This window comes from Algibacter amylolyticus (genome assembly GCF_014202225.1).
Taxonomy (GTDB): Bacteria; Bacteroidota; Bacteroidia; order Flavobacteriales; family Flavobacteriaceae; genus Algibacter_B; species Algibacter_B amylolyticus.
On the sequence record NZ_JACHGE010000010.1, the window covers coordinates 83,377 to 96,669 of the forward strand.

General features: G+C 34.3%; 13 protein-coding genes. 9 read left to right on the forward strand and 4 right to left on the reverse strand.

Features of this window, described 5'->3' with window-relative positions:
• The first annotated feature begins 2 nt into the window (after window positions 1-2).
• Entirely contained in the window at window positions 3-137 is a 135-nt protein-coding gene (locus tag HNQ90_RS16030; protein WP_144116681.1) for a 30S ribosomal protein THX, read from the forward strand.
• 136 nt (window positions 138-273) lie between these two features.
• Window positions 274-2,985, forward strand: a complete 2,712-nt coding sequence (locus HNQ90_RS16035; RefSeq protein WP_144116682.1) for a chondroitinase-B domain-containing protein — start codon at window positions 274-276, stop codon at window positions 2,983-2,985.
• A 103-nt stretch (window positions 2,986-3,088) separates the two neighbouring features.
• Here the strand turns inward: HNQ90_RS16035 and HNQ90_RS16040 are convergent, their stop codons facing one another.
• Both HNQ90_RS16040 and yaaA read right to left on the reverse strand, forming a co-directional pair.
• The gene (locus HNQ90_RS16040) at window positions 3,089-3,814 is read right to left on the reverse strand and encodes a hypothetical protein (protein WP_144116683.1); all 726 of its coding nucleotides are present in this window, start codon (window positions 3,812-3,814) and stop codon (window positions 3,089-3,091) included.
• Between the two features lie 51 nt (window positions 3,815-3,865).
• Entirely contained in the window at window positions 3,866-4,624 is a 759-nt protein-coding gene (gene yaaA / locus HNQ90_RS16045) for a peroxide stress protein YaaA (protein ID WP_144116684.1), read from the reverse strand.
• Window positions 4,625-4,791: 167 nt separating this feature from the next.
• Between yaaA and HNQ90_RS16050 the strand changes: the two genes are divergently transcribed.
• The 3 genes from HNQ90_RS16050 to HNQ90_RS16060 are packed head-to-tail and all read left to right on the forward strand — an operon-like array spanning window position 4,792 to window position 7,214.
• Complete coding sequence (locus tag HNQ90_RS16050; RefSeq protein ID WP_144116685.1) at window positions 4,792-5,508, forward strand: 3-ketoacyl-ACP reductase; 717 nt, start codon at window positions 4,792-4,794, stop codon at window positions 5,506-5,508.
• 59 nt (window positions 5,509-5,567) lie between these two features.
• On the forward strand, window positions 5,568-6,002 hold the full coding sequence (locus HNQ90_RS16055) for an RbsD/FucU domain-containing protein (RefSeq protein WP_144116686.1): 435 nt from the start codon (window positions 5,568-5,570) through the stop codon (window positions 6,000-6,002).
• 33 nt (window positions 6,003-6,035) lie between these two features.
• Window positions 6,036-7,214, forward strand: coding sequence for a serine hydrolase domain-containing protein (locus HNQ90_RS16060; protein ID WP_144116687.1), 1,179 nt, complete (start codon window positions 6,036-6,038; stop codon window positions 7,212-7,214).
• Between the two features lie 358 nt (window positions 7,215-7,572).
• Here the strand turns inward: HNQ90_RS16060 and HNQ90_RS16065 are convergent, their stop codons facing one another.
• Together HNQ90_RS16065 and HNQ90_RS16070 are read right to left on the reverse strand one after the other, a co-directional pair.
• On the reverse strand, window positions 7,573-8,607 hold the full coding sequence (locus HNQ90_RS16065) for an RluA family pseudouridine synthase (RefSeq protein ID WP_144116688.1): 1,035 nt from the start codon (window positions 8,605-8,607) through the stop codon (window positions 7,573-7,575).
• Window positions 8,608-8,609: 2 nt separating this feature from the next.
• Window positions 8,610-9,167: a PASTA domain-containing protein gene (locus tag HNQ90_RS16070; RefSeq protein WP_144116689.1), complete on the reverse strand. Its 558-nt coding sequence runs from the start codon at window positions 9,165-9,167 to the stop codon at window positions 8,610-8,612.
• A gap of 432 nt (window positions 9,168-9,599) precedes the next feature.
• Here HNQ90_RS16070 and HNQ90_RS16075 point away from each other — a divergent pair, with 432 nt between their 5' ends.
• The 4 genes from HNQ90_RS16075 to HNQ90_RS16090 are packed head-to-tail and all read left to right on the forward strand — an operon-like array spanning window position 9,600 to window position 13,290.
• Window positions 9,600-10,580, forward strand: coding sequence for a D-alanine--D-alanine ligase (locus HNQ90_RS16075; RefSeq protein ID WP_144116690.1), 981 nt, complete (start codon window positions 9,600-9,602; stop codon window positions 10,578-10,580).
• 58 nt (window positions 10,581-10,638) lie between these two features.
• The gene (locus tag HNQ90_RS16080; protein WP_144116691.1) at window positions 10,639-11,244 is read left to right on the forward strand and encodes a zinc-ribbon domain-containing protein; all 606 of its coding nucleotides are present in this window, start codon (window positions 10,639-10,641) and stop codon (window positions 11,242-11,244) included.
• 40 nt (window positions 11,245-11,284) lie between these two features.
• Window positions 11,285-11,743 (forward strand): pantetheine-phosphate adenylyltransferase, encoded by a 459-nt coding sequence (gene coaD, locus HNQ90_RS16085; RefSeq protein WP_144116692.1) that lies wholly within the window; start codon window positions 11,285-11,287, stop codon window positions 11,741-11,743.
• 8 nt (window positions 11,744-11,751) lie between these two features.
• Window positions 11,752-13,290 (forward strand): phospholipase D family protein, encoded by a 1,539-nt coding sequence (locus tag HNQ90_RS16090; RefSeq protein WP_144116693.1) that lies wholly within the window; start codon window positions 11,752-11,754, stop codon window positions 13,288-13,290.
• Window positions 13,291-13,293: the final 3 nt, after the last annotated feature.

Consider the following 13,293-nt stretch of genomic DNA (forward strand, 5'->3'; position numbering starts at 1 on the left):
TTATGGGAAAAGGAGATAAAAAAACAAAACGAGGTAAAATAAACAGAGGTACTTTTGGAGCAAGACGACCACGAATTAAAAAGAAACAATCTGTTGAAAACAAAATTAGCATTGGTGCTAAAGCCGAAGCTAAATAATTAATTACAACACTAAACGCCGTTTAAACAAAAAATAAGTCATTTATCGGTAATATTTTCTAGTTCAGTTTTTTATTATATTTTTGGTAAACCAAATTGGTTTACCAATTAAACATAACATCTAAAACCAAACTAAATGAAAACTATTCAAAACCAAAACACTTTGTTTAAGACGTATGTCTTCAAAACTTGCATTTTTACATTGTTACTTCTCTGTACCAATGTATTTTCTCAAACTACTTATAATATTGAAGATCCAGAGGATCTTAGGAATGTAATTTACCAACCCGGAGATGTTATTATATTAAAAAACGGTGTTTACACTACCGATGAGCGTATGAGATTTCTTGGTTCTGGTACAGCAGAAAACCCCGTTACATTTAGAGCAGAAACACCAGGTGGTGTAATATTTACAGGTGGGCCACGATTAACTATTGGTGGCGAATCTGATAATACAACAGGTGAAAAAATAGCCACGGGAGAATATCTAATCGTAGATGGTTTTCACTGGAAAGGTGGTTATGGTGCTAGCAACTTTATTGAATTTAGAAATGGTAATGATTATGCACACCATAGTACTATACAAAATTGTGCTATTGATGGATTAGGCATTGAACCAAGTGAGTTAGCAGAAGATTTAGCAGACGAACAAATTACAAAACACAGATGGATTGTTTTATATGGCACCTACAACACTGTAATTAACTGTTCTTTTATGAATAAAGTGAGTGCAGGAGCCATAGTACTTGGTGAGTATTCATATAATGCATTTCCCGTAGTACCTGATGGCGAGCCAGAAATTAACAACAGTTGTGCTGTAGTTGGTCATACTATAATGAATAATTACTTCTATAATTTCGAAAAAATGACAGAAAAATATGGAAGAAAAGCTAATGGCGACGAGCTGTCTAATGCTGGAGATAGCGAAACCATACGTATAGGAACCAGTTCATATCAAATGGTTAATAGTGATGCCGTTGTAAGCAACAACTATTTTGTTCAATCTGATGGTGAAAACGAAATTATCACTAATAAAAGTAAAGGAAATACTTATACAAACAACACATTTAGAAGATGTAGAGGATCTTTAGTGCTTCGACATGGTTCTAATGCTACTGTTGATGGGAACTACTTTTTAGGAGAAGATGTTGACGGTACTGGAGGCATTCGAATTTCTGATAGCAACCATACGATAACCAATAATTACATTCAAGATTGTATTACAGTTGTTGATTTTGCTAAATGGAATAATGGTGTAACGTTTATAGGTGGTGGTGCTAATGCTGATGCTGACTGTGCTTCTGATAATGTTTCGAACGGTTATCAAAAAACAGAAAATATTATACTTTCTAATAACACGATTATGAACACGAATTCCCCATTGTTTTATAATGTTAATACAGATAACAATAATGATGTAAAGGGAACAGTAGCAAATAATTTAATTTATTTTGCAGCGGGTAACCCTAATGTATCACCTGTAATTTCTGGTGACGAACCTACTTCTTATTCAAACATTGGTTCAACATTAACTTATACAGGAAACGTTTATAACGGCACAACATTAGGAGAAACAAACTCTGGTTTCTCTGAAGAAACGGGAATTATGGCAAATGTAAATAATGAAACTTTTACGTTTTCAGGAAGTGGGTCCGAAGGAAAAGGAGCAAATATGGGCGCCTATGAACCAACAACAGATGATATGGTTGGTTACGGCATTGGAGCTTGTTTTATAGATTATACTGGCGCTAGTATAATTGATGGTAATTGTACTATTGAAGTCGTAGAGTCGTTAACTGTTAGTAGTTTAGAACCACTAAGTCCAGATGCTGCTAGTTACGATGTTACTGTAAACGCTAATGTAAGCTGGACAGCATCCGCTAACGATGACTGGATAACAATAGATACTAATTCAGGAACCGGTAATGCTACAGTGTCTGTTTCAGTAACAGAAAATGCCGACACAACAAGTAGAACTGGAACGGTAACTTTTACTCAAGATCCAGGAGGAGATGATATTGAAAGAACGTTAACAGTTACCCAAGAAGGTGCTGAATTAACAGATTTGTACGATCTAATTAATACCGGAACTGGTTCTGTTGGGGATAAAGTAACGGTTCACTCTTTTTCTAAAGAACAAGGTCCTAACCATCCAAGCCCGAAAACAAATTACGCAGCTAACACTTTAGATAAAGATAATGGAAGCGTTTGGGCTGCAGATGATGGCGCTGTTTTACCAGATGATTATAAAGGTGTCGGCGAATATATAATTTATGATTTAAGTACTATTCACAGCCTTGATTTGATTCAATTTACTACGACTAATAAATCTGATTCATTTGGGTATCAAATTTGGGTATCGACAACAGGAACTGAAGATGCGGATTTCTCAATGATATTACCAACTTCTGGCGATTTATTATTAACGGCAACGGGTACTACAGATTTTAATACTTATGAAGTTGATACTGAAGCTCAATATATTAAACTAATAGGCTTTGGAAGATTTAATAGCACAGGCGATACACGAAAAAGTCAATGGAACGCTATTGGAGAAATAGAATTTTATGGCTCAGAGAGTTTATCTGTAAATGATAACCAAATGAGCAATCTAAATATATATCCTAATCCTGCTAAAAACAGCATTAGCATAGAGCATTTAAACGCTACAATAACATCGCTAAGTATTTACAATATACAAGGTAGAAAAGTTTTAGAACAACCTTTAAAAAATTCTGATTCTAAAATAGAAATTAATATTTCATCATTGGTAAATGGACTTTACCTATTAACTATTAAAGATGAAAACGGTGCACAGGCTTCAAGAAAAATAGTAGTTTCAAAATAACACATATTGTATTACCAATTCCTCGTAATACATTATACTAAACATAAAACCCCTTAATTAATAGTAAAACTATTTTTAAGGGGTTTATTTATTTTTAAGATCGTTATTGCAATTCTTTTAACAGCTTCCCAACCTCTAGAATCGTTGCTCTGTAAAGTCTTTGGTTTTGTTTTGTCATGTGGCTAGACTCGGTAGAAATAGCATTCAAAATATCTTTAGCATCCTCCGTTTTCTTATTACTTATCAAAAATTTAGCTAATATTAGGCGCTCTTCATAAAAAGAATATCTAATATCAATAGTTCTTAAATTAGCTTCGGCAGCGTCCAATTTGCCTAATCGCTCTAAGGCTAATCCGTATAAAAACTGTGTTCTAGATTTTTTAAATTCGGTATGATTTTTAATGGTTTCAGCATAAAAAACAACCTGATTAAAATCCTGAATATTAAAATACGCTTCAATAAGTTGCTTGGTAACGTAAGAATTATTTTGAGATGTATCCTTTAAAGCTTCTTGGTATTGCGCAATTGCCTTATCAAAATCTTTAATTTCCAAATACGCATCGGCCAGATTTACACGGTTTTGGTAAGAGTCCGAAAATTCTAATCGGTTTTCTAAATCCTTAATCTTTTTTGAAGGATTAATTACATGAGTCAGATTTTCCGTTATTTTTTCGGCATCACGCTTATTATAAACTTGGGTTAGTAAATAGATCGCACATCCAATAGGTCCTAAAAACAGAATAATAAACCACCAATAAAAGGCATTTCTATTGGTATAGAGATGGTATAAACAATACGCTTGAAGTGCAATTATTAAGTAGAAATACATTAAATTTTTAAAGTTATAAAATTGGAATGCTGTGGCAAGGTCTCACTAAAACTACCTTGTAAAAACTAAATCGTTAGCTTTAGATAGCTCATCGCTAAAACCGTAATCCATATAATTAAAGCCTTTTAAATCGTCCATAGTTTGTGCATTAGTATCTACAATATAACGCGCCATGGCACCACGAGCTTCCTTTGCAAAAAATGAAATAATTTTATACTTACCATTTTTAAAATCTTTAAAATTGGCAGTTACAACTGGTACTTTTAATGTTTTGGTATCTATGGCTTTAAAATATTCGTTACTCGCTAAGTTTAAGAACAGCTCATCGTCCTCAAGCTCTTCATTTAAGGCTTTTGTAATGTCTTTTTTCCAAAACTCATAAAGATTCTTATTTTGACCCACTTTTAATTTTGTACCCATTTCTAATCTATATGGTTGCATTAAATCTGTAGGTTTTAAAACGCCATATAAACCTGATAATATACGCACTGTACTTTGTAGGGTTTCTAATTTTTCTTCCGGAATGGTGTAGGCATCTAAACCTCGGTACACATCGCCGTTAAAAGCATACACTGCTGGTCGCGCATTTTCTGAAGTAAAAGGGGTTTCCCAATCTTGATTACGCTCGTAATTTAATTGCCCTAAAGCATCAGAAATACTCATAAGCTTAGACAAACTTTTAGCCGATTTGGTTTTAAGTAGTTTATTTAAACGTTCGGACTGCTCCAAAAATTCTGGCGTTGTATGTTTTGCCGTTGGTAACGGACTCTCAAAATTTAAAGACTTTGCTGGTGATAATACTAATTTCATAATTAATGCTATTTTTTATTTCTGCTAAAAGCAGAACTCTCAATTTTTCTTCCTTTTCAAATTTACAACTACTAATTCACTTAAAAGTTTTAGTCTTAAAATTATTTATGATACGACTATAAATAGAATTGATGTTTTTATCTTTACTTAAAACTTAAGAAAATATTATGGAAGTTATAAAAGGAAAAAAAGCAATTATTACAGGTGGCAGCAGAGGACTAGGAAAAGCAACAGCTATTGCGTTAGCTAAAGAAGGCGTAGATGTCGCTATTACAGGCCGAAATGAAAACACCTTAAAAGAAACAGTAACAGAATTAAAAGCTTTAGGTATTAATGCGACTTACGCAGTTTTTGATGTTAGTAATTACCAAGATGTACAAAAAGGAATTAAGAAACTTATAGCAGACTTAGGCACTGTTGATATTTTAGTAAACAACGCTGGTATTGCTGCTTTTGGAACTTTTAACGACATGAAAGTTGAAGATTGGACTCAAATCATTCAAGTAAATGTTATGGGTATGTATTATGTTACCAAAGAAGTATTGCCACATTTAATAGAAAAAAATGAAGGTGATATATTAAATGTATCCTCAACAGCTGGTTTAACCGGTAATGCGCAAACCTCGGCATATTCAGCTTCTAAATTTGCTGTAATTGGTATGTCTGAATCTTTAATGAAAGAAGTTCGTAAAAACAATATTCGCGTGTGTACTTTAACACCAAGCACCATTGCAACAGATATGGCCCTAGATTTAGGAATAACCGATGGTAACGAAGAAAAGGTTTTGCAACCTGAAGATTTTGCCGAATTAATTGTGGCTGGTTTAAAATTACCTAGAAGAGCCATGTTAAAAGGGGCTTCTTTATGGTCTACTAACCCTTAATATAAGGAGGTATTTCAATTATCAAAACAGATTAAAAACCAATATTTTAAAATAAAATTATGCTAAAAACACCAGTAATACATCCAACCATTATGGAAGCGTTGGCACGATCAGGTCATTTTGCTCAAGTAGTAATTGCAGACGGTAATTTACCTGTTGGCGCTATGGCTGGTCCCAACTCAACAACCGTACACCTTAATTTTAAACCTGGTTTATTAGATGCCCTTACCGTTCTTGAGGGCATATTAGAAGTTTGCCCAGTGCAAGGTGCCATTGTTATGGAAAAACCAGCCGAAGCTAGCGCAGAAATACATGAAGTCTATAAACAACTTTTAGGAGACGTAACTTGGGACGAAATGGAACGTTGGGCATTTTACGATAAAATTAGAGATGTTAATACCACTTTAATTATTCAAACAGGCGAACAGCGTCGTTTTGCTAATTTAATATTAACTGTTGGTGTTGTAAAAATGGCAGAAGAGAGTAACTTTTAATATATAACTTTATAACCAACTAACACAAAAACTATGAAAGCAATACTAACTGCAACTAGAAAACGATTGTTTTTAATATTGCTTATAGCTACGTTAATTGGTTGTAATTCAAAAAACAAAAATTCTATATTAGACATACAAAAAACAACTTCCCAAAAGGTCTTTTCTGCTGTTATTGATTCTATCAATTTAGAAATAAACAACGGCGATTATGGATTAGTTGACCGCTTTATGATTATTCAAAATGACTCGGTATTGGCAGATTTTAAATATAAGCAAGACTATGAAACCATAGTTAAAAAATACGACACAACAAATCATCAATACAATTTCAATAATACAGATTGGCATCCTTACTACAAAAACAGTGAATTGCACACGCTTCAATCTGTAACCAAAAGTATTACCTCTATCCTTTTAGGTATTGCGTTGGATTTAAACAAGGAATATAATGTTAGTAGCAAAGCTATGCCTTTGATAATTGGCAATAATATTACCCTTAAAGATGAACACAAACAAAATATATCGATAGAAGATTTATTGACGATGAGAAGCGGATTACAATGGAATGAAGAGACCGACCATAATGATACAACAAACGACTGTTTTAGGCTAGAATCGAGCGATAATTGGATTGATTATGTTTTAAGCAAGCCCATGGAGGCCACACCAGGAACAAAATTTGTTTATAATGGTGGAGCAACAGTGCTTTTAGGTAAAATAGTTAGAACTATTACAAACAAGCGCATAGACCTATGGGCAGAGGAAAAACTATTTAAACCACTTGGTATTACCGACTACTATTGGAAAGAAACACCTGACGGAGAAATTGACACGGAAGGAGGTTTATATTTAAAAGCAGAAGATTTAGCTAAAATTGGTTCGTTGCTTTTAAATAAGGGAAAATGGAATGACACACAAATTGTATCTGAAAGTTGGGTTACTACATCGACAAGCCCTATACTTAAAGATGTAAAACCTAAATGGCGACGAGACATGGGATATGGCTATCAGTGGTGGATTCCAGAATATTCTGTTGATGGTAAAACACGTATTTATGCAGGCAATGGATATGGAGGTCAATATTTAATGATGGCACCAGTACACAACCTAATAATTGTTTTTAATGGTTGGAATATTAATAGTGAACCTAAAAAATCAACTTGGAGCGTTTTACAAGACAGAATACTTCCGGCTCTTAAGATTAAATAATGGGGTTTAACAAAGTCTATAAGCAAGTGTTTTTCTAGACTATTACTAGTTTGAAACAATTCCCTATTAAAAAGCGCTGAAATACAAACGGCCTATAGCCCAACATAATTAGAACAATAAACACACCCGCGTTAGGGATTGTAACGGCATCCTTTTTTTTTGCCATATATGGCAAAAAAAGACCTACCTGCCGGCAGGCAGGTATAGTGTAAAGCCCGACCGCTTCCCTGATCGAAGTTGAAGGGTGCGGTAACGTCCTAATCTCGAAACATCCGGATAAAAAAATGGGGACACTCGAAGTTACAACTATATAAAATAATTTGATAAGATTCCTACCTTAACAGGAATTACAGATCTATTATAAATCTTGATTTTTCGTATAATTACGCCATTTCTCTATACACTGCTGCATATCCTCTGGTACAGGAGTTTCAAACTGCATAAACTTACCCGTAGTTGGGTGCTCGAAACCTAATGTTTTGGCATGTAATGCTTGTCTTGGTAATATCTTAAAACAATTATCTACAAACTGTTTGTATTTGGTGAATGTGGTGCCTTTTAATATTTTTTCGCCACCATAACGCGCATCGTTAAACAGCGTATGCCCAATGTGTTTCATGTGTACACGTATTTGGTGCGTACGGCCAGTTTCTAGTTTACAGGATACCAAGGTTACGTAGCCTAAACGCTCTATAACTTTGTAGTGGGTAACAGCTGGTTTGCCTTTATCGGCCTCATCATCAAAAAACACAGTGTTCTGTAATCTGTTTTTTGGATGGCGACCAATATTGCCCTCTATAGTGCCTTCATCTTCCTTCATATTACCCCAAACAATGGCAACATATTCGCGCTCGCTAGTTTTATTAGCAAACTGCGCCGATAAATGTGCCATGGCTTTTTCTGTTTTAGCAACCACTAAAAGTCCACTTGTATCCTTATCAATACGGTGCACTAATCCTGGGCGTTCGCTAGAGTTGTTTGGTAAATTATCGAACCTATAAATTAAAGCATTTATAAGCGTCCCCGAGTAATTACCGTGTCCTGGATGCACAACAATACCGGCTTCTTTATTAACCACCAACAGGTCGTCGTCTTCGTAAACCACATCTATATCAATATCCTCACCTACCAATAAATTCTCAAATGGTGGGTGCGATAACAATACTCTAATTTTATCTAGGGGTTTTACTTTGTAGTTTGCTTTAACAGCCACATCGTTAACAAAAATGCTTCCTTCTTTGGCAGCAGCTTGTATTTTATTTCGAGTAGCGTTTTCAACAAAATTCATTAAATATTTATCAATACGAAGGGGCGTTTGCCCTTTATCTACAGTAAATGCATGATGTTCGTAAAGATCGTTTTCGTCTGGTAATTGCGGTGTATAGTCGTCCATAGTTACGGTCGGTTTCCATTACCAAGCACTAAATCTATAACCGAAGTTTTGGCTAATTTATCGCCAGCATTAAGTGTTTTTCCTTTGTGACTAAGCTTTAAAACCATGTCTTTTCCAATATTATCAACATAAGTTATTTTACCAATTTTAAACCCTAAGGCCTCTAAATTTGGTTTAACCTGTCTAAATGTTTTATCTATTAATCCCTCTGGTATGTTCATTTTTCTGTAGCCAGATGGGTTAAGCGTAATGTAAATTTTTCTATCTTTTTTTACTTGTGTTCCTACTTGCGGATCTTGCTCTATTACCGAAAACTTAGGGTAATCCGGGTTGTAATTTGCCGAATCCTGAATTTTCATTACCAAGTTATTATCCTTCAATTCCATTTCTGCCACACTAATGGATTTACCAGTAAGCTGAGGCACGGTTTCAAAATCACCATGATTAGTAGTAATATTTAACCATTTTAACATGATAAAACACAAGACTACTACAGCTACTACGGCGAGTAAAATTTGTTTCAAAAAAGTTTTACTGGTTATAAATTTTATAATGCTCATGTATAGAATTTTCGATTAGGCAAATATATAAAAACAGAACTGTTTTTTCTTTTGCAATATATATGATATTTTAGCTTAACTAATAGTAACTCAAAATAAGTACGTTTTATTATTAGTTTTTGGTTGTAAGTTCACAAAATTAGTTTTTTTAATGTTATGCAGCTTCAATAGATTTCGATATTTTATCTTAATGCTATCAATAAGTTGAGCGTTACCGCAAGGGTCGGGCTTGAAGCCTGTCTTGAGCGAAGTCGAAAGGTTGCAAGTCCTCGCACCTCCTACCGTCGGGCTATGGGCTTTCCGCTGCAACCCCTAACGCGAGCGTGGTGTATAAATTAGATATTAAAGCTAAAGATTGTGTTATCAACAAATAAAATAAGAAAGACATAAAAAAGAGACTCCCTTCTACAAGGGAATAACAAAATACTAAATATGAAAAACATCGCCATAATTATGGGTGGGTATTCTAGCGAATACAAAATCTCTTTAACCAGCGGAAATGTAGTTTACGAAACGCTAGACAAATCAAAATACAAAGCCTATCGCATACATATTTTTAAAAACAAATGGGTTTACGTTAACGACGAAAACGAAGAATTCCCAATAGACAAAAACGATTTTTCTATAAATGTCGGTGCCTTTAAAATAAAATTCGATTGTGTTTTTAATGCCATTCATGGCTCACCAGGAGAAGATGGGTTTATGCAAGGCTATTTCAAACTACTAAACATTCCACATACCAGCTGCGATATGTATCAAGCAGGTATTACCTTTAATAAACGCGATTGTTTAAGCGTTTTAAAACCTTACGGTATAAAAACAGCCGAATCGTTTTATGTAAACCTTGGCGATACTATTAACCCAGATGCTATTGTTGCAAAAGTAGGACTACCTTGTTTTGTAAAAGCCAATAAAGCTGGGAGTAGCTTTGGAGTATCAAAAGTGCATAAAAAGGAAGATTTACAAATCGCCATAGATGTAGCTTTTAAAGAAGACAACGAAATCATTATTGAGTCTTTTCTTGAAGGTACAGAGGTTTCAGTTGGTGTTATTACATATAAAGGCGAAACCAAAGTATTGCCTATTACAGAAATTGTTTCGGAAAATGATTTTTTCGACTACGAAGCTAAGTACCTTGGTAAATCTCAAGAAATTACACCAGCTCGTTTAACACCCGAGGAAGAAGAGAAAGTAACCAAAGAGGCTAAAAAAGTTTACGAAGTTTTAAAAATGAAAGGCTTTAGCCGAAGCGAATTTATATTTAAAAACGGCGAGCCTCACTTATTAGAAATGAATACCATTCCTGGATTAACTAGAGAAAGTATTTTACCCCAACAAGCAGCCGCAGCAAACATATCGCTAGCCGATTTGTTTGATAGCGCCATAGAGGAAGCCCTAAAAAGCCATTCTTAAACCCTTTGTAACAGGAGGAAAACAACAATAAATAATTAATTTAATATAACTAAAACTCATGATTTTTTACGGCACAAATTCCTCCAGATTAAAAGATGGTCAATTACCAAATGTTACTTGTCCTAATTGTCAAACTCAAACATCTATGACATATAGTGTGTTTGGTAAATACGCTTACATATATTGGATACCAATTTTTCCAATGGGTAAAGTAAACGTATTAGAGTGTAATTCGTGTAAACGTACGTTTAAATTAAAAGAGCTTCCAGAGCAAATACAACGCAAATTCGAAACCGAAAAACATACTGGTATTCCAATTTTACATTTTAGTGGTTTAGCTATTATTTTATTAATTATAGCTTATTTTACATATTCGACCTCTAAACACAAAGATGACGAAGCAAATTACGTTAAAGATCCAGCAATTGGCGATGTCTATTCTGTATTATCAGAAACAAAAGGGCAATATACTACCATGAAAGTAACTGGTGTAACTAACGATAGTGTTTATGTTATATTTAATAATTACGAAATTGATAAACGAAGTGGAATTAATAAAATTGATAAGGCTGAAAATTACGGCGATTTAATTGATGGCTACACAAAAGAAGAAATAGTATCTTTATATACAGAGAAAACTATTTATAACATAGATAGAGATTAAAAAGAATCCCGCCTTTGCGGGAATGACTAAAAGCAATTTTATGAAACGAGCTTTATTTCCGGGGTCTTTTGATCCTTTAACCTTAGGACACGTAGATATTATTACACGCGGTGTCACACTTTTTGATGAAGTTATTGTAGCCATTGGTGTAAATGCCGATAAAAAATATATGTTCTCTTTAGACGATAGAAAAAGCTTTATTGAGGAAACTTTTAAAGACGAACCTAAAGTTAAAGTTGTTACATACAAAGGTTTAACAGTAGATTTTTGCCACGAAATAGGTGCAGAATTTATTTTAAGAGGATTACGAAATCCTGCCGATTTTGAGTTCGAGAAAGCTATTGCTCACACAAACAGACATTTATCTACCATTGAAACAGTATTTCTTTTAACCGCAGCAAGAACTTCGTTTATAGCATCGTCTATTGTTCGTGACGTTATTAGAAATAACGGCGATTATACCAAGTTGGTCCCCGATAGTGTTCGTGTAAAGCCATAACCCGTTACATGAATGTCTTTTTAAAATTAAAATACTATTTATTAGTCGTTGTAATTGTTTTAACGTCTTGTAACAACAAGAAAACCGATACAACAAAAACCGATTTTTGTTCTAAACTCCAACGGAACGATAGCCTATCGCTGTCCAAAGCATTAGCAGAATTTGCACCTATAATGCAAGACAAAACGGGCGCTTATGTGCTTGAAGATGGCAGTGGATCCATGGTAGCTAGAGCGTGGTTAACCGAATATGCCGAAAAAACTATCGATATTCAATACTTTATATTCTCGACAGATAATGTAGGTTTAATTGCTTGCGACTATTTAATTAAAGCTGCCGACAGAGGCATTCAAGTCCGCATTCTGGTTGATGATATTATGGTTGAAGCCGATGCTCAAGACATTTTAACCTTTAATTCTCACCCAAACATATCGGTTAAAATATATAACCCTGGTGTAAACTTAGGTAAAAACATTTTTCAGAAAATAGGAAAATTTGCAACAGATTTTAAGGCCGCCAACCAACGCATGCATAACAAAACATTTATTGTTGATGATAAGGTGGTTATTACTGGAGGCAGAAATATAGCTGATGAGTATTTTGATTACGACCACGAATATAATTTTAGAGATAGAGACATCCTGTTAATAGGAAAAGAAACGAAAACAGTAAAAACATCTTTTGAAACCTTTTGGAATAGCGAATTAAGTATAGATGTTACACATGTAATTAAGGACATTCCTGAAAACATACTTGAAAAAAACAGGTTTGACAATCTTCATGAATATGCCTGCAACCCAGAAAATTTTTGGCCACAAGTTAGAACACGTATTGAAAATTTACCCGAAACTTTTAATACCATTAAAAACTCTGGCGATTTAGTTTGGCTAGATCAGGTTCGTTTTATTTCTGATATGCCCGGAAAAAATGATGGCGAAAACGGTTTAAGTGGTGGCGGCATTTCTACATCGGCACTTATAAATTTGGTTAAAAATGCTAAATCTTCCATAGATATTCAAACACCGTATTTAATTACCTCGAAAACCTCCAGAGCGTTATTTAAAGCTGCCGTAAATCGAGGGGTAAACATTAGAATACTTACCAACAGTTTATCTAGCACCGATAATGTAGAAGCTTTTAGTGGCTACCAATCCAGCAGAAAAGATTTGCTAAAAACTGGTGTTAGAATATTTGAATTTAAACCAGATGCCGAAGAACGTAACAAAATCATGACTGGAGAACTGCAAGCCACATTAGAGTATGCGCCTATTTTTGGACTACATGCCAAATCGATGGTTATTGATGGTGAAACTACAGTTATTGGCACTTTTAATTTAGACCCCAGAAGTGCTAATTTAAATACGGAATGTATAGTAGTTGTAGAATCTAAAAAAATATCGGAAGGTGTTTTAAAAGGCATGAACATAGAATTTAAGCCTGAAAACTCTTGGGAAACGACTATAGATTTTAATCCGGATTCTGAGGTTAGTAATTATAAGCGTTTAAAAACTTGGACGCGAAAAGTGATTCCTAATTCTATATTGTAAACC

What these genes read in the sequence shown, in the direction of transcription:
- HNQ90_RS16040 (WP_144116683.1), bottom strand. Translation starts at nt 3,814, where the DNA reads ATGTATTTCTACTTAATAATTGCACTTCAAGCGTATTGTTTATACCAT.
- HNQ90_RS16075 (WP_144116690.1), top strand. Translation starts at nt 9,600, where the DNA reads ATGAAAAACATCGCCATAATTATGGGTGGGTATTCTAGCGAATACAAA.
- coaD (WP_144116692.1), top strand. Translation starts at nt 11,285, where the DNA reads ATGAAACGAGCTTTATTTCCGGGGTCTTTTGATCCTTTAACCTTAGGA.
- HNQ90_RS16035 (WP_144116682.1), top strand. Translation starts at nt 274, where the DNA reads ATGAAAACTATTCAAAACCAAAACACTTTGTTTAAGACGTATGTCTTC.
- HNQ90_RS16070 (WP_144116689.1), bottom strand. Translation starts at nt 9,167, where the DNA reads ATGAGCATTATAAAATTTATAACCAGTAAAACTTTTTTGAAACAAATT.
- yaaA (WP_144116684.1), bottom strand. Translation starts at nt 4,624, where the DNA reads ATGAAATTAGTATTATCACCAGCAAAGTCTTTAAATTTTGAGAGTCCG.
- HNQ90_RS16060 (WP_144116687.1), top strand. Translation starts at nt 6,036, where the DNA reads ATGAAAGCAATACTAACTGCAACTAGAAAACGATTGTTTTTAATATTG.
- HNQ90_RS16065 (WP_144116688.1), bottom strand. Translation starts at nt 8,607, where the DNA reads ATGGACGACTATACACCGCAATTACCAGACGAAAACGATCTTTACGAA.
- HNQ90_RS16080 (WP_144116691.1), top strand. Translation starts at nt 10,639, where the DNA reads ATGATTTTTTACGGCACAAATTCCTCCAGATTAAAAGATGGTCAATTA.
- HNQ90_RS16090 (WP_144116693.1), top strand. Translation starts at nt 11,752, where the DNA reads ATGAATGTCTTTTTAAAATTAAAATACTATTTATTAGTCGTTGTAATT.
- HNQ90_RS16055 (WP_144116686.1), top strand. Translation starts at nt 5,568, where the DNA reads ATGCTAAAAACACCAGTAATACATCCAACCATTATGGAAGCGTTGGCA.
- HNQ90_RS16030 (WP_144116681.1), top strand. Translation starts at nt 3, where the DNA reads ATGGGAAAAGGAGATAAAAAAACAAAACGAGGTAAAATAAACAGAGGT.
- HNQ90_RS16050 (WP_144116685.1), top strand. Translation starts at nt 4,792, where the DNA reads ATGGAAGTTATAAAAGGAAAAAAAGCAATTATTACAGGTGGCAGCAGA.